General features: G+C 46.1%; 14 protein-coding genes. 6 read left to right on the plus strand and 8 right to left on the minus strand.

What is annotated here, in order from left to right; genetic code table 11:
* The first annotated feature begins 6 nt into the window (after window positions 1-6).
* Genes AC1XUF_RS27125 through AC1XUF_RS27135 form a run of 3 tightly spaced genes read left to right on the plus strand, consistent with a single transcriptional unit; the run spans window position 7 to window position 3,779 of the window.
* Entirely contained in the window at window positions 7-1,965 is a 1,959-nt protein-coding gene (locus AC1XUF_RS27125; protein WP_483345001.1) for a UbiA family prenyltransferase, read from the plus strand.
* Window positions 1,958-2,662, plus strand: a complete 705-nt coding sequence (locus AC1XUF_RS27130; protein ID WP_483345002.1) for a methyltransferase domain-containing protein — start codon at window positions 1,958-1,960, stop codon at window positions 2,660-2,662. Before AC1XUF_RS27125 ends, AC1XUF_RS27130 begins: the two co-directional genes overlap by 8 nt.
* Entirely contained in the window at window positions 2,637-3,779 is a 1,143-nt protein-coding gene (locus tag AC1XUF_RS27135) for an NAD(P)/FAD-dependent oxidoreductase (protein ID WP_483345003.1), read from the plus strand. The genes AC1XUF_RS27130 and AC1XUF_RS27135 overlap by 26 nt, the downstream gene beginning before the upstream one ends.
* Here AC1XUF_RS27135 and AC1XUF_RS27140 read toward each other — a convergent pair.
* From AC1XUF_RS27140 to AC1XUF_RS27165, 6 genes are all read right to left on the minus strand, one after another.
* A complete protein-coding gene (locus tag AC1XUF_RS27140) occupies window positions 3,776-4,477 on the minus strand; it encodes a lycopene cyclase domain-containing protein (RefSeq protein WP_483345004.1) in 702 nt (233 codons plus the stop codon). The genes AC1XUF_RS27135 and AC1XUF_RS27140 overlap by 4 nt on opposite strands.
* Window positions 4,474-4,947 (minus strand): sterol desaturase family protein, encoded by a 474-nt coding sequence (locus tag AC1XUF_RS27145; protein WP_483345005.1) that lies wholly within the window; start codon window positions 4,945-4,947, stop codon window positions 4,474-4,476. Before AC1XUF_RS27145 ends, AC1XUF_RS27140 begins: the two co-directional genes overlap by 4 nt.
* A 9-nt stretch (window positions 4,948-4,956) precedes the next feature.
* On the minus strand, window positions 4,957-5,487 hold the full coding sequence (gene idi / locus AC1XUF_RS27150) for an isopentenyl-diphosphate Delta-isomerase (RefSeq protein ID WP_483345006.1): 531 nt from the start codon (window positions 5,485-5,487) through the stop codon (window positions 4,957-4,959).
* Window positions 5,488-5,557: 70 nt separating this feature from the next.
* On the minus strand, window positions 5,558-6,394 hold the full coding sequence (locus AC1XUF_RS27155) for a phytoene/squalene synthase family protein (RefSeq protein WP_483345007.1): 837 nt from the start codon (window positions 6,392-6,394) through the stop codon (window positions 5,558-5,560).
* A gap of 3 nt (window positions 6,395-6,397) precedes the next feature.
* On the minus strand, window positions 6,398-7,903 hold the full coding sequence (locus AC1XUF_RS27160; protein WP_483345008.1) for a phytoene desaturase family protein: 1,506 nt from the start codon (window positions 7,901-7,903) through the stop codon (window positions 6,398-6,400).
* Window positions 7,893-8,786, minus strand: a complete 894-nt coding sequence (locus AC1XUF_RS27165) for a MerR family transcriptional regulator (RefSeq protein WP_483345009.1) — start codon at window positions 8,784-8,786, stop codon at window positions 7,893-7,895. Before AC1XUF_RS27165 ends, AC1XUF_RS27160 begins: the two co-directional genes overlap by 11 nt.
* A 155-nt stretch (window positions 8,787-8,941) precedes the next feature.
* Between AC1XUF_RS27165 and AC1XUF_RS27170 the strand changes: the two genes are divergently transcribed.
* Window positions 8,942-9,733: an XRE family transcriptional regulator gene (locus AC1XUF_RS27170; protein WP_483345010.1), complete on the plus strand. Its 792-nt coding sequence runs from the start codon at window positions 8,942-8,944 to the stop codon at window positions 9,731-9,733.
* Between the two features lie 382 nt (window positions 9,734-10,115).
* A complete protein-coding gene (locus AC1XUF_RS27175) occupies window positions 10,116-12,218 on the plus strand; it encodes a choice-of-anchor A family protein (RefSeq protein ID WP_483345011.1) in 2,103 nt (700 codons plus the stop codon).
* Window positions 12,219-12,282: 64 nt separating this feature from the next.
* Here AC1XUF_RS27175 and AC1XUF_RS27180 read toward each other — a convergent pair whose 3' ends face one another.
* Together AC1XUF_RS27180 and AC1XUF_RS27185 are read right to left on the minus strand one after the other, a co-directional pair.
* Window positions 12,283-13,404, minus strand: coding sequence for a glycosyltransferase (locus tag AC1XUF_RS27180; RefSeq protein ID WP_483345012.1), 1,122 nt, complete (start codon window positions 13,402-13,404; stop codon window positions 12,283-12,285).
* A complete protein-coding gene (locus tag AC1XUF_RS27185; protein ID WP_483345013.1) occupies window positions 13,401-14,405 on the minus strand; it encodes a lysylphosphatidylglycerol synthase domain-containing protein in 1,005 nt (334 codons plus the stop codon). The genes AC1XUF_RS27180 and AC1XUF_RS27185 overlap by 4 nt, the downstream gene beginning before the upstream one ends.
* Here AC1XUF_RS27185 and ruvC point away from each other — a divergent pair.
* On the plus strand, window positions 14,404-14,997 hold the full coding sequence (gene ruvC, locus AC1XUF_RS27190; protein ID WP_483345014.1) for a crossover junction endodeoxyribonuclease RuvC: 594 nt from the start codon (window positions 14,404-14,406) through the stop codon (window positions 14,995-14,997). The genes AC1XUF_RS27185 and ruvC overlap by 2 nt on opposite strands.
* Window positions 14,998-15,301 lie beyond the last annotated feature (304 nt).

A 15,301-nucleotide genomic window follows, 5' to 3' on the forward strand; every position in this document is an offset into this window, starting at 1 on the left:
CCGCACATGTTCATCGACCGCAATACAATCAAGCTTCTGAGGATTCCTTTCTCCTTTTTTCTGATGCCCCTGTTCCTGTTTGCGTACAGCCAGGCGGAAATGGTATTGCATCGCCAGGCTTTATGGGCGTTCCTGATCGTTCATTTATTGATTTATCCTGCCAGCAATGGCTATAATAGCTTCGTCGATAAGGACGAAGAAAGTATTGGCGGCCTGGAAAAACCACCCATGCCGACGATAAAGCTTTTTTACCTGACGCTTTTTCTGGATGCAGCCGCAACCCTTTTGGCCCTCATTTTCGTAAATGCTTTGTTCGCGGTTTGCCTCATGCTGTACATTGGCGCTTCAAGGGCCTATAGTTCAAGGCAGATCAGGCTAAAAAAGTACCCGATTGCCGGATTTCTGACTGTAACGTTTTTCCAGGGCGCCTTTACTTACTATATGTCGATAGCCGGAGTTTCTGGTGCTGCTTTGCCCCTGACACAAGTGAACATGTATGTATTGCTGGCGTGTACGTTCCAGATCGCCGGCGCATACCCGCTCACCCAGGTTTACCAGCACCAGCAGGACCTGAAAGACGGGATTACCACCCTAAGCTATAAATTGGGCTATCTGGGCACTTTTCTGTTTACCGGACTGATGTTTTTGCTCTGTAATGTATTTTATTATTTGTATTTTACAGCTAAGGATCTTGGAATGATTTTTTATATCATTCAGGTATTCTTTATCCCAATTGTCCTTTATTTCGGCTACTGGTTTTATCTGGTTTGGAGAGACAGAAGACAGGCCAGTTTCAGAAATACAATGCGGATGAACTGGATTGCGGCGATATGCATGAATGGTTGTTTCCTTGTATTAATTATTATCAACAGAATCCCTTTGAGTTACCTATCAGCCATTGAGGCAGCCGTCCCCGACCATTGCTATTCGCAGGAAGCGCTTTCCGAGTTTTACGCCAGATCAACAGAAGACTTCACTAACAAAAGAAAGATCAGGATCATGGCCAGGAAAACGGGCATTGAAAAACGTTATTCGGTTCTTTCTGATTTTCATAAAAAACCGGAGGATTACGAATTTTTCAGTAAGTCCGCGGACCTGCTTCCCGAACCGAGCCTGACGCAAAGAATGCAGGTATATCAGGAACATGCCACGAAGCTTTCCGTCAAAGCTATCAAGAAGATCCAGGGTTTTGAACAAATAAAAAATAGTATAACGCATTTGATCACAGTCACATGCACGGGCCTATTTGCCCCTGGATTGGATGTTGAACTCATGCGGGAACTGGGGCTTAAACCTTCCATACAACGTAGCAGCATTAATTTTATGGGCTGCAATGCTGCTATCATCGCCTTAAAAAATGCAGATGCGGTCTGCAGAAGCCAGCCTGGCGCCAGGGTACTGGTGGTATGTACCGAGCTCTGTTCCATTCATTTCCAAAAGCAGTATAGCGACGATTACCTGCTTTCTAACTTGCTTTTTGGCGATGGCTCGGTTGCTGTGCTTGTGGATTCAAAGCAGACAGACAGTTATCTTCATGGCGTCCGGATCGACGGATTTAACTCCATGATCCTGCATAATGGATATTCGGATATGGCCTGGCGCCTCTCAGAAACGGGCTTTATTATGAACTTGTCATCTTATGTCCCAGACCTGATCCGGAAAAACATCAGGCCCATGCTTTCGTCGGTGGGGCTGAATGCAGAGGATTACAAACATTGGGCAGTCCATCCTGGCGGTAAGCGCATTGTAGACGATTTTGCAGCTGAATTAGAACTGGACAAGTGTTTGATGGCACCTACCTATCAAATCCTTAAAAATTACGGCAACATGTCCTCACCGACGGTATTATTTGTTTTAAAGGAAGTGATCGACAAAGCCAAACCGGACCATATGGGCAACCGGATTTTCGCAGCCGCTTTCGGGCCCGGGCTGAGCATAGAAACCATGCAGCTCCGGTATGTTTAAGTCGAGAAGTACCAAAAAGGAGCTTCTGGACCAAGAGGAGATCCCCGCAGAAGATTTATTTCAAAACCTGAGGGAGCTGGATTTCATTAACCACTGGCTGGGAGGGTATAACATCTCCTTTTCTGCTTTGAAACGTGTTTTGAAAAAAGGCAACTCGTACATCGTGGCCGATATCGGATGCGGCGGCGGAGATACTTTAAAACGGATAGCAGACTGGAATACGAAGGCAAAGTTCAGCCTTGACCTGTATGGGATCGACCTGAAACCGGTTTGCATTGCATACGCGGGACAAAATCTGAAAAACAGGCCTGTTCAGCTGATCTGCGATGACTACCGCAACCTGTTTGCACATTTGAAACATGTCGACATTATCCACGCATGCCTTTTTTGTCATCATCTGGCCAGCCAGCAGTTAGTAGGGCTAATGCATTTTGCGTTGGAACATCGGGCAATATTGGTTATTAATGATCTGGAACGCAATCCATTGGCTTATTATTCTATCAAATGGCTTACCCGGATTTTCTCGAAATCGTACCTGGTCAAAAACGACGCGCCGCTTTCGGTCCTGCGGGGCTTTAAACGAAAGGAGTGGCTGCAGCTCATCAGGGAGGCTGGAGTGGAAAAATTTTCTGTACGGAACAAGTGGGCTTTCAGGCATGAGGTGATCATTTATGGAAACTCCGGCGAAAACGTATGATTGTGCGATAATCGGTGGCGGCCTGGCTGGCTTATGCCTGGCTGTCCAGCTGGCGGACCAGGGGATTTCGGTTGTCCTTTTTGAAAAAAACAGCTATCCTTTTCACAAAGTCTGTGGCGAGTACATTTCCATGGAAAGCCGCGGATTTCTAATCAGCCTGGGGTTACCCTACCATGACCTCCATTTGCCGGTTATTAACCAATTGGGCGTCAGTTCCGAGCGGGGGTTTATGCTGGAGCACGACCTGGAAATGGGCGGTTTCGGGATCAGCCGTTATAGCCTGGACCATTATCTGGCCGGAATTGCTGAAAAGAAAGGCGTAAGCGTGTTGGCTGGCTGTCGGGTAAACGATGTGAAAAACGTTGGGGGGAAGTACTACGACATTCAAACGAGCCATGGGGCTTTTCAGGCCAGGATTGTTTGTGGGAGTTATGGCAAATACACGCCCCAGTTTATCAAACTTAGCGGGGACGAGCTCGTAGGAAGCAGTGCTGCCCACCAGTATATCGGGGTGAAATACCATATCAGAACAGACTTGCCACCCAACCGGATCGAACTGCACAATTTCAAAGGCGGCTATTGCGGCGTTTCCAAAGTAGATAAGGACTGGCATTGCCTGTGTTATCTCGCAACCGCCAGGAGTTTACTGGAAAACGGAAAGGATATCAAAGCTATGGAAAGGAATGTCCTCCAAAGAAACCCCTATTTGAAAAAGTATTTCTCCCAATCTGAATTCATTAACGAACAGCCCTTGGTGGTTAGTAATGTTCACTTCAACAAGAAACAGACTAATTCGGAGGGGATATTCTTATTGGGCGACGCGGCCGGGTCTATTACGCCACTATGTGGGAATGGGATGAGCATGGGTATGCGCGCCTCAAAATTACTGGCTTCCGAGCTGTTCTTATATTTTGATAAAAAACAGACAAAGGAAGAGGCATTGGTACGCTACGGTAGAAGCTGGGACCAGGCGTTTCGCCGAAGGGTTACGGCAGGGTACTATCTTCAGAACCTATTTGGTAAGAAAACGACGACCGACATCGCGCTCAGGGTGTTGTCCAAAATGCCTTTACTCACGAACAGGCTGGTCTCATTGACCCACGGTGAGAGTTTTTAAGCTGCTTTTTTGGCTTCGGACCTGCGCAGGAACAATTCAAACAGATAGGTATTGAGGAGGAGCATCAGCATACCATAGAAGATATCCTCAAAAGGAATGGTAAGCAGTCGGATCCCCATGTTTTCACTGTCATTGTACCAAACGACCGGTTCGTCGAGGCCTGTCCCGGTGAGGATCCCGTTCACGATCACGAAAGGTATCAGCAAAAACAGGTGGGAAAAGTAGAACAGGCTCAGCCATTGCACTTTGGCTTTAAATTTCAGAAATAACAAAAACAGAACAAGGCCTATTGCCGTATAGGTCGTGTAATCACGCCCGAAAAATACAATTCCCATTAAGCCCGCAAACACAAGAAAAAGCCATGTGAGGAGATTTTCGCTCCGGATACGGTAACCGGTGCCGAAATGGGTCCGGAAACAGTAATAAGTAAAAACGCAGGCGTAAGGGATGCATATAAAGAAAAGTATTTCTTCAATGGGCAAACCCGCGAAGCGCGGTCCTGTCAAATATCTCGCCGTAAATCCCCAAATGCCCATTTTTGTAAAATAACTGTCCCAGATAATGAATGGGGTTGCAGAAATCAGGATGGCAAGCCAAAGCAGTTTCCAGTGCTTATAAAGACCGATTTTGGGGTGAAAGGAGAAAATGATGGGGACAATAATGGCGCAAATGTCGATAATTAAATATAGGGACTTCATTTGGCGGCCGTGTTTTTCGCTTCCCGGAAATACTTCAGCGGGACCCAAAGCATTCCAAAGCACTCGCCTTCGTGTTTTCCCAGATGTTTGTGATGCATCTTGTGCGCACGCCGGATCGCTTTCAGATAAACAGAATCGGTATTCCGGAACATTTTGAAGCGCTGATGAATAAAGATATCATGAACCAGGAAGTAGGTAAAGCCATAAATAGTGATGCCCAGACCGATCCAGAACAGGTAATTGAGGCCATCATTAAGCCCCAGCCACAACAGCGTAATGCCGGGAGTGGCAAAAATGACGAAAAAGTAATCGTTTTTCTCGAAAAAATCGCCGTCATCGCGCTGGTGATGGTCGTGATGTAACGACCATAATGCACCATGCATCAGGTATTTATGTGCCAGCCAGGCCACACACTCCATCGCTACGAAAGCCGCAATCACAATCAATGGGTTTAAAATCCAGGGGCTCATAGAATTTGTTTAACGGATACCGGTTTTGGCTGCTATTTTATCGACGACCTCATCCAGGCAGATCTTAAACCATTCGGTGTAATCGTCGGGGTTATTGATCATATCTGCCTTTATTTCGGCAGGTTTTATATATTTGTAATTGTGTACTTCGGAGAGGTCTAACTCGGGGAGGGCGTCCGAGATTCCCCAGAAAACGTGATCGAGCTCATTTTCGGTCAGGCCGTTTTCGAGGCTGGCGTGGTATTGAAATGAAAACAGAAAATGCAGGTCTGTGGCGATACCCATTTCTTCTCTCAGTCTCCTGACCGCCGCCTGATGTGCGGGCTCTTCGGGAAAAGGATGGCTGCAGCAGGTGTTGGACCATAGTCCCTCCGAATGGTATTTGCCGTATGCACGCTGCTGAAGGAGCATTTCCCCTTTTGAATTGAAAATAAAAACCGAGAATGCACGGTGCAATGCACCTTTCTGATGCGCTTCAAGCTTGGGCATCAGGCCGATGGCCATGTCGTTCTCGTTGACTAAAACCACTTGATCATTCATAAAATAGGAGTTTAGGGCCTCAATAAGGCTGGTATGACGTTTCTTTGTTCAAATCGACAACAAAAAAACGTCATAAAAGATCAAATTGATGCCTTAACAATGATCTAAACATTAATCCGATTTTGTCGTAGTCGGGGATTCTGATCCGCGCGTCCATGACTTTTTCCGGAGGTATTTGTTTGATCCTCAGGAATAATTTCCTGTAGTAATAATAGGCGAGGTAAACGCCCCTGCGTGCACCCGGAGGTAATTTCTTGATCCCCACGAGCGCCTGCCTGAAATCATCCTCTATCTCGTGCTGGATCAATTGCTTGTCTGCATCCGAAAAACGGCTGAAATTGACGCCTGGAAAGTAAGTCCTTCCCAAAACCAGATAATCTGCACCCAGGTCACGCAGAAAATTCACTTTTTGAAATGCGGCGCCCAGCTTCATAGCAAAAGGTTTGAGCTCTTCATAAAGCGCAGTATTTCTTTCTGTAAAAACGCGGAGGCACATCAGCCCTACCACCTCTGCTGAACCAAGCACATATTCCTGGTAGGAGTCTGGCGAATGGTCTTTCTTGCGCAGATCCATTTCCATACTTTTGAGAAATGTGTCGATCAGGTCCCATTCAATCTGGTAAGCGTGTATCACATGCTGAAAACTGTTCAAGATCGGATTGATACTGATGCGCTCCCGGATTGCCTCCTGCGTGTCATTCCGTATCTTGTTCATCATCAATTCTTTATTGTAGCCATGAAAGCTATCCACGATCTCGTCTGCCAGCCTCACGAATCCGTAGATCCCATAAATGGGCTGGTGAAATTCTTTTTTAAGAAAGTGGATGCCCAGTGAAAACGAAGTGCTGTACAATTGCGTGGTTTTCTTGCTACATGACGCCGATAAGGTGTCGTACAGGATTTTCATGACTTATTTGTTTAGGAATTTCAACAATTCGGTTGCTGCAATCTGGCCTGAAATAATGGAAGGCGGAACGCCAGGCCCAGGAACAGTTAACTGGCCCGCATAAAACAGGTTTTTAACTTTTTTGCTTCTCAATTTCGGTTTGAAAATGGCGGTCTGCATCAATGTATTGGCTAGCCCGTACGCATTGCCTTTATACGCATGATAGTCATTCACAAAATCAGACACGGAATAGCTCTTTTTGAGCACGACATGATCGCGGATGTTTTCACCAGCAAATCGTTCTAGTCTGTCCATCAGTATGTTGTAATAATTTTCCCGTACAGTTTCGGGATCTCTCAACCCCGTTGCGATAGGCATCAGCACAAAGATATTCTCGCTGCCTTCCGGCGCGACCGCAGGGTCCGTTTTGGAGGGGCAGCACACATAAAACAAAGGTTTAGAAGGCCATCTCTTATCCTTATAAATCTCAATGGCATGTTTTTCGAAGTTTTCATCAAAAAACAGGTTATGATGCCTCAAACGGCTGATTCTTTTGTTGACCCCCAGGTAAAAGAGTAGCGCGGAGGGGGCGAAAACACGTTGTTCCCAGTATGATTCGGTATAGGAGCGATCATCAAAATCAAGAAGCTGCGTTTCAATGTGGTGATAGTCAGCACTGCCAATGACCGCCTCAGTACTTATTCTCGTTCCGTTGGAATGGATATGGGTGATGAGCCGGTTATTGGTTTCCAGCTTTTCCACATTTTGCGAAACCGAGAAGTTGACCCCTGCATTCTCCGCGATTTTGCGGAATGATTGCGCCACTTTCCCAAACCCTCCCATCGGGTAATAGGTCCCCTGCTTCAGTGCCGAAAAATTCATAAGGCTGTAAAGGGCCGGGGTTTCCTGCGGCATCGCGCCCAGAAAAAGCACTGGGAATTCAATCAATGCCAGAAGCCTGGGATCTTTAAAGTACTGCCTGGCATGCGTGCTGAGAGAAGTGAACAGCTGCAATTTCAGGGCGTCGCGGAAAAGTCTGAGGCTGAAAAATTCGGTTACCGAATGTCCGGGCTTATAAACCATCTCCTGCATGCCTGTGATGTATTTGAATTCGCCCTCTTGGATGAACTTCCGCAATTTGCGGGCGCTGCCTGGTTCAATGCTTTCAAAAAGCGCACATATTTCTTCAAAGTCCGCAGGGATATCCATGACGTCCGCAACGCCGAAAATGATCGCAAATCCTGGGTCAAGCTTTTTTAATTCGTAAAAATCCGAAGTGTTCACGCCGAATTGCTGGAAAAACCGCTCGTATACGTCCGGCATCCAATACCAGCTCGGACCCATATCAAACAAGAAACCATTTTGGGAAAACGTCCGGGCCCTTCCGCCAACCTCACTGTGTTTTTCGAAAACCGTAACATTGGCACCATTTTGCGCAAGAACGGCCGACGCCGCAAGTCCTGAAAATCCGGAGCCGATTACCGCTACATTTGACGGTTTTCCAACTGACTTAATACTTTTACCCGACATGTTGCTTATTCAAAATCCCAATCAACTGCTCTACGGTATGGATCCTGGTCAGCCTGTCTGACCCTGGCACCGCTTTTAAAACTTCATTTCCTCCGGAAATGCAAACCTGTACGTCGAAATCCAAGGCAAGCTGATCTGGCAATCTTTCGACTTCTATCTCAGGCGGCAGCATGAAAAAGGAATAGATATGTGTTGCCCTGACCTGCTTTACAACGTCGGAAAGATCGGCCAATGGAACTCTTGCGCCCAGGTATACCGCTTTTTTTCCATATTGGCGGATCAGGTAATAAGCAAAAAGGAGTCCTATTTCATGTTCTTCCTGTTCGCTCAGGAACAATACCCAGGTTTGGTCCGCATCCCCGGCAGGCGGAAGCGAATCGATCGCTGCGAAAAGTTTCTGACGGATCAGGTTGGACAGAAAGTGCTCTTGCGCTGGTAAGAGATCATCTTTAATCCACATCAGTCCTGTCCTTACCAGGAGGGGATAAATGATCTTCTCATAAGTTTTCTTCAACCCGAGTTTTTTCAAGGCATTTGAAAACAATTCGTTGAAAAGGCCGGTGTCATAAGTGGCAATGGCGATCAGCAATTGGTTGATAATCGCCTCAATGTGCATATCGCCCTGGAATGACCCTGCGATAATCGTGTCAATCTCCTGGGCAAGCTGCGTTTTGGTGAGCTTGCTGATCCTGGAAATTTTGATCCCATGGTTTATTAGGGTGCATACATTCAGCAACTTTTTGAGCTGATCATCATTGTAGACCCGGATATTGGTATCTGTCCTTTCGGGATCAAGCAAATTGTAGCGCTGCTCCCAGATCCTGATCGTATGGGCTTTGGTGCTGCTGATCCGTTCGAGGTCTTTGATCGAATAATGACCCATTTTGTTTAATATTTTCTGAGAAAGATTAAACAAAAATACTCGAGAAGTATGACGTTAAAAAAATAAAACCGCTTTTTATTTTTGATATCATAAATATCTTATATTTGATTTTTAAAATATCAATCAATATGGGAGCTCAGGAAATATTTTGGTCTGTGAATATTAAATTCCTTCGACTCAGGCAAAGACTGAGCCAGGAGGCACTGGCAGAGAAGCTGGGGATCAGCAGGGTTAAGCTCAATGCGCATGAAAGTGGCAGAACGGCAAACCCAACGGTTGACGACCTGATCAATTTCTCCGAATTTTTCAGGATGAGCATTGATAGTATCCTGAAAATAGACCTGACAAAGCTTTCCGAACAGAAGATCAAGGACCTGGAAGAAGGTAGCGAGCTCTTCATGAAAGGGGACAAGATACGTGTGCTCGCCATTACGGTCGATAAAGAGGATAAGGAGAATATTGAATATGTTCCGGTACATGCAAAGGCAGGATACCGCTCTGGCTACAGCGACCCTGAATTTTTATCAACATTGCCCAGGTTCAATTTGCCTACAGTTCCCAAGAATGGCACCTTCCGCATGTTCCCCACTGTTGGGGATTCCATGCTACCGGTTCCGGAAGGTGCGGATATCATCACAAGATATGTTCAGGACTGGACTTCACTGAAACCTGAAACGCCCTGCATTGTCATTTTGAAAGGCGATCAGGACTTTGTTTTTAAACAGGTTACCATCAACAAGGACGGAACGGTGCTTTTGCAATCGTTCAACAAACAGTATTTTGCTTACACCGTGCCGATCGCCGAGGTGATCGAACTTTGGGAATATTACAGCTTTCACAGTAAAGAGCTTCCCGAACCGCAATCCGACATGCAGCAGCTCATGCGGATGTTGCAGGAAATGCAAAATGAAATTAAAGAAATCAAGGGGCGCCAAACATCCAAATAATGGGATAACGGCCGTTTTTATACAGACAACGGACTGATTTCGCCACTGATGCCACCACGGTTTAATTATATTATTAAATTCAGGTTAAAAAGAACCTCGCGTGGTCGTTCTTGTAGTAATAATCCAATAAATAAGTACATAGTTTCTATTGATGGGTAACTTTTTGTAGAAATATATGATTTATTTACCGAAATTGGTCGACTTGCTTTGCTATGTAGTTCCAGCTGTGTATTGGTATTGTATTGAATAAGTACAATTTTAAAAATGTGGAAACCCCGGGAAACACGGTTGTTACCCCAAAGTTTATGGGACTGGTCACAAAAAAAATATGAATGTTTAAGGGCAACATAATTTCGTCGAGAAATAAAAACTCGACTCGAAAATGTCCTCTAAACTTTTACTCTTTTACGCACTAGCTTCCCTTGTATTAAATCTTAATCAAGCCCAAGCTCAAAGTCCGACGGCGGCCGCGCAGCGGTTTAACATTTTTGTGAAAGGTGACCTTACAGTATCACCGAATGAAACGGAAGGCCCGATCGCAGTGGGAGGTAACCTGATCACTAACCAGTATCAAATTACTTTTAATAAAAGCAACGGCGTATTTTTTGTCGACGGCGTTTCCATCGGATTGGCAGTGAGGGGGGCAGTGAAGCTCAACAGCGGCTCCGTAAAAGTGGACGGCGGAAATTACGTGAAAATTGGAAACGGCACTCCAAATAACAGTTCGGTCGGAAATAATCTTAAAATCTGGTATAAAGACAATAACAATGCAGAATCCAACATTCGTATCACTGATGTCAATGGCGGCTTCGACAGTTCTCCCAATTTTATCATCAACACCAATGCAAGTGGTTTCAAATCAGGATATAAAGTGAGCGAATCCAACAATCCTGTTTTTGAAAATGTGTTTGGATCAAGCCCGGGCCAGATCGATATCGATGCCGCTTTTACAACACTTATCAGAAAATCCGGCCAATTAAAGGACCTTCCGGATAACCTTCCCATTCTCAAAGAGAATCGCACGCCAATTCCAGGAGCAGCAATCGGACCTTATCTGACTACCGGCATATTCGATCAGAATCCGGTTATCAAGGTCGATCCGGACAAGATAAATGTGCTTACCGTTTCGGCTGCTGTTTGGAACAGCCTTAATAACGTCATTTTCGAAAACATGCCGTCTGGCCCGCAACTGGGAACAACCGACGAGCAGTATAAAGCGTCGGGCGGTAAATTTGGGTTGATCATTAACATTGTGGACTTTCCGACCTTTTGCGCAAGCAAGAGTGGAAATAATGAGTTGAAATTTCCGAATGTAGGCGGCCTCGACGATCCGAAAAGTAACTTTATTGTCTATAATTTTCCTGACGCATCAAAAGGGCTGACATTGACAGGTGCTGTAATCTGGGGCTCAATCCTGGCTCCGCAGGCAGATGTCGCCAAGAAGAATAACGGAAACCTGGTGGGCCAGGTGATTGCGAAAAGCTTTATTCACGATGGGCACGAAATCCATTTCCGACCATTTATTCCAACCGTTGCTGAGCCGGTAGAGGATGCTATTGAGGTTGTTGCCAGTTCCAAATGCTATAAAAATGCCCCCTATCTTGATTATACGGTTACACCTAATTATGATGTAAGAGGTAAAAAGGCCAAAATTGAGTGGATAGATGCGGAGGGCAAAGTAATACAGGAAGATAATGACCAGGAATTGACCGGGAGTATCTTATTTCCAGGCGCCGCGCTCGATGTCGACGGAAACGGATCGGCCTGGCCCGGTTGGGAAAAGGTTGGGGGAAAATGGCAGGAGGTTGCCGACCGTTTCGGTTCATTGCGTAACCCGGGTGCTACGATCAGGGTTACGGTTGATCCCTGGAAGATCATTAATATTACCTATCCCGAGTCTGCTGGTACTTGCTACACCAGCCCGCCTCCCGGAAATACTTTGCCGGTAACCCTGGCCAGTTTTACAGCCGAAAAACAAAATTGTAATATCCAATTGAAATGGGTAGTGACCGAAGCAAAGAATTTCTCACATTTCGTTGTGCAGAGGTCGACGGATGCAAGGACATTCAGTTCCCTGGGCGACATCGGCTATCAACCGAACCAAAGCAAATACAGTTTTTCAGATTCTCCCTTTGCTTCCGAAACGGTTCCCGCCAGGTCTTACTATTACCGTCTGCAACAGGTTGATACCGACGAAACCTTTGAATACAGTGCCATCCGTAGTGTGGATGCCGGTACCTGTGACGCCAGACTGGCCGTTGATTTTTACCCTAATCCCACTCAGGATGAAGTGAATGTAAAAAGCTATTCGCCGGTTAAAAAGGTGGAAATATTCACCTCGGGTGGAAAGAAAGTGTTTCAGGCAACACCGGGGCAGCATGAAACTGAATTGAAAGTAAATGTCCGGGCATTTGCACAAGGGTTGTACATTGTGAACGTGGTCAATGCGGAAGGTAAATTTTCTTCAAAGCTTCTGAAAAGGTAAAATCTTATATAGCGTTATATGACTATTAAAATGCCTGCGCTTTTGCAGGCTTTTTTTCGTTAGATCAAACCAATTTTCTTCCTTTCCATTCATATTGAGGCTTTTGTGCGGCTAATCCAAAAAAACAGACATAAAATGGATATATGATTTGGGTAACGGGAATGTAAAGAATGGATTTGGGCTTTTCCAGAAAATTCAGCACACTCCCCAGAAAGATCCATTCAGGTACCCATTTGGCAGCCAGAAGTGCTACAAAGGTCTCGACGGGCAAAAAGCCTGTAACCCATAAGAAGCCACTTGCGATCAGCGTAAAATTACAGGCGAAAACGTAAAGAGCGAGTGTCAGTGGGGTTTTGCTCTGATAATGTTTCCATTTGCTTGCCCATCTTTTACGCTGTCTGAAAAACTGTGACCAGTTACGGTGCGCTGCTGTACGTACTACCGCGTTTTGATCTTTTAAGAAAAAAACGCCACCGGGGTATTTCGCAGCCACTTTATGCATCAAAAATTCATCGTCGCCTGAGGCAATGTGCCTTATGCCTTCAAAGCCGTTTACTTCCAGGAATACCTGCTTCTGATAAGTCAGGTTTGCCCCATTGCACAGAGATGGATAACCTGCTTCAATCGCACTGGCACCGCTGCCGATCAGGCTCGCGAATTCCACAGTCTGGAGGTGATCTGTCAGAGAAATTTCAGGGAGAAATGTGACCGGCGCACTGATCAGTTTGGCCCCAGTTTCGGAATAAAAGCCGGCAATGGAAAGCAACCAGCCTGGTTTCACTCGACAGTCGCCGTCGGTCGTGACGATCAGATTGCCCCTGGCGTGCATGATCGCGGTTTCGATGGCGCGCTTTTTGGGAGATGTTGTTGCCGCATTGGGCAGCGAAATGAGTTTGACAGTACAAGTGTTTTGCAGGCTGAAATGCTCTACGATCCTGGCAGTATCATCGGTAGAACCATCATTGACAACCAGCACTTCAAACTGATCGGAAGGCATGGTCTGTACAGCCAGATCCCGCAAAAGCGCGGCGATATTGTCTGCCTCATTGCGAACCGGGATTACCACAGTGATAAAGACGGAAGACACGTCGGAACTGGTGCGCCGCTTTATTTTTTTCCAGAACCAGGTCAGGATAAAAGTGAACGCCGCATAACTGCCAATTATAGTCCAGAGTGCCCCAATCATAAGCGGATCATTTTCCATTTGTATTTCCAGATCAGAAAGATTCCCACCAGGATTGGTCCCAGCACATTCACGACCCAGACAAGAAAAGTTGCTGCGACGATTTTTTCGGCAGGCAGATCGTACGCGGCAAAAACAACCAATGCCGTAAATTCTCTTAATCCCAGATCTCCCAATACATTGATAGCGGGTATCAGTGTTTTTACAAGAAAAATAAGGGAAACGCAGGAAGCAAGATCAAGTATACCGATGGGGAAATTGGATAAGGACAGGATGAGGATAAACTGGCTTAAAAAGACCAGGTAACGCATCGCCCCGTAAAATGTGGACCACGCCAGTTCCCGGGTTGTGTAGGTTCCGGCAATGTGCAGGTATGAATGCACTTTTATGGAGATGGGTTTCTTGGGATTCCAATTAATCAGTGACTTTCGGAAAATTGCTACCATTAGCCCAGATACGATGATCCCGAAAAGCAATGCGCTCACCAACTGTTTTGTAACTAAAGGAATAGGTAACTGGTCTTTGACAAATAACCAGCCGAAGGTCCCCGCCAGGGCAGAAACGTAAAACTGGATACCATTGGAAACCAGTGCTGCGCCAATTGCTTCCAGCCTTCGATCGGATTTCAGCGAGGCAATCCTTCCAATAGTGTCGCCTACCTGGGCCGGCACAGCTACACCCACTGCAAGGCCCGTCAACGTGCTGCGGAAAGCTTCTCCAAAAGTAATGTTCATCACTTTTTGCGCGAGCTTCTGCCATTTAAGGCTTTCCAGCGCCCAGTTAACCGGAACGAGTGTGAACACGGTGGCTAGTATAGGTAAGTTGTTAATAGTTAGAAGGTTAATCAGGACGGCCGTTACTTCTCCCGCTCCTGTCCGCTCATTTTGGAAAGTGCGGTATATGTATCCCAGGATCAATAGTGTGACAGTCAGCTTTCCCAGCCAGAGCAGGTTCGGCTGCACGATCTTTTCTTTTGGAGTAGAGAGTTCGTTATCTTGCACCATGATCAAAACGCAGCAAACTGAGGTTACCGAAAAGGTTATTATTGGGGTCGATCCAGGTACGCAGGTGACGGGATATGGTGTGATCTCGGTGAAAGGCCAGCAAATTACGCTTATTCAGTACGGTGTGATTCATCTAAGCAAATATAGCAGCCATGAATTGAAGTTAAAGAAAATCTTTGAACGCATTACCCAGCTGATCGTGGATTATCTGCCGGATGAAATGGCGATCGAAGACCCTTTTTACGGTAAAAATCCACAGTCCATGCTTAAACTGGGTCGTGCCCAGGGCGTAGCGATGGCGGCGGCACTGGCCAGGGACATTCCGATTGTGGAGTACTCACCTAAAAAAGTTAAGCAATCGGTCACCGGAAGTGGCAGCGCATCAAAAGAGCAGGTGGCCTATATGCTCGAAAAGATTCTCAACATGGAGCTTAGCAGGGAGTTTATGGACGCTACCGATGGCATTGCGATCGCAATATGCCATCAATACCACGCGAATTCTCCCGCGTCTCTCTCTTCGGGTACTTCCAAAAAAGCGAAAAAAGGGGGCTGGGGAGCTTTTGTCAGCGAAAACCCGCAGCGGGTGAAATAAGCACTTATCTTGTTCATTTTCAATATTTTAGTTTTTTTTTGCCTATCGTTAGCCGGCAAATGTAAGGAGAGGCGACTACAATTCGGCCTTTCAGCCCATGACCTTTTGCCCACGTATATGGAAGGGTTCCAGTTCCGCTTGAGCGGCATTCGGAAGACAGAACGCGATGGACATTTTGCATCGAACGGGATCGGCTACCTTACGTAAGAGCCGCAAGTCGGTCGGCCAGTCTGTCTTGATTAACAAATGACAGCAGCTTTAATTTTATCATTAAATTTTTTTTAATGGTACTAATCGAATAATT

Source organism: Dyadobacter sp. HNCC25DJ185 (genome assembly GCF_056895195.1).

Excerpts from the sequence above, each read along its gene's own strand:
- AC1XUF_RS27125 (WP_483345001.1), top strand. The coding sequence starts at position 7 with ATGTTCATCGACCGCAATACAATCAAGCTTCTGAGGATTCCTTTCTCC.
- AC1XUF_RS27130 (WP_483345002.1), top strand. The coding sequence starts at position 1,958 with ATGTTTAAGTCGAGAAGTACCAAAAAGGAGCTTCTGGACCAAGAGGAG.
- AC1XUF_RS27135 (WP_483345003.1), top strand. The coding sequence starts at position 2,637 with ATGGAAACTCCGGCGAAAACGTATGATTGTGCGATAATCGGTGGCGGC.
- AC1XUF_RS27140 (WP_483345004.1), bottom strand. The coding sequence starts at position 4,477 with ATGAAGTCCCTATATTTAATTATCGACATTTGCGCCATTATTGTCCCC.
- AC1XUF_RS27145 (WP_483345005.1), bottom strand. The coding sequence starts at position 4,947 with ATGAGCCCCTGGATTTTAAACCCATTGATTGTGATTGCGGCTTTCGTA.
- idi (WP_483345006.1), bottom strand. The coding sequence starts at position 5,487 with ATGAATGATCAAGTGGTTTTAGTCAACGAGAACGACATGGCCATCGGC.
- AC1XUF_RS27155 (WP_483345007.1), bottom strand. The coding sequence starts at position 6,394 with ATGAAAATCCTGTACGACACCTTATCGGCGTCATGTAGCAAGAAAACC.
- AC1XUF_RS27160 (WP_483345008.1), bottom strand. The coding sequence starts at position 7,903 with ATGTCGGGTAAAAGTATTAAGTCAGTTGGAAAACCGTCAAATGTAGCG.
- AC1XUF_RS27165 (WP_483345009.1), bottom strand. The coding sequence starts at position 8,786 with ATGGGTCATTATTCGATCAAAGACCTCGAACGGATCAGCAGCACCAAA.
- AC1XUF_RS27175 (WP_483345011.1), top strand. The coding sequence starts at position 10,116 with ATGTCCTCTAAACTTTTACTCTTTTACGCACTAGCTTCCCTTGTATTA.
- AC1XUF_RS27180 (WP_483345012.1), bottom strand. The coding sequence starts at position 13,404 with ATGATTGGGGCACTCTGGACTATAATTGGCAGTTATGCGGCGTTCACT.
- ruvC (WP_483345014.1), top strand. The coding sequence starts at position 14,404 with ATGATCAAAACGCAGCAAACTGAGGTTACCGAAAAGGTTATTATTGGG.
- AC1XUF_RS27185 (WP_483345013.1), bottom strand. The coding sequence starts at position 14,405 with ATGGTGCAAGATAACGAACTCTCTACTCCAAAAGAAAAGATCGTGCAG.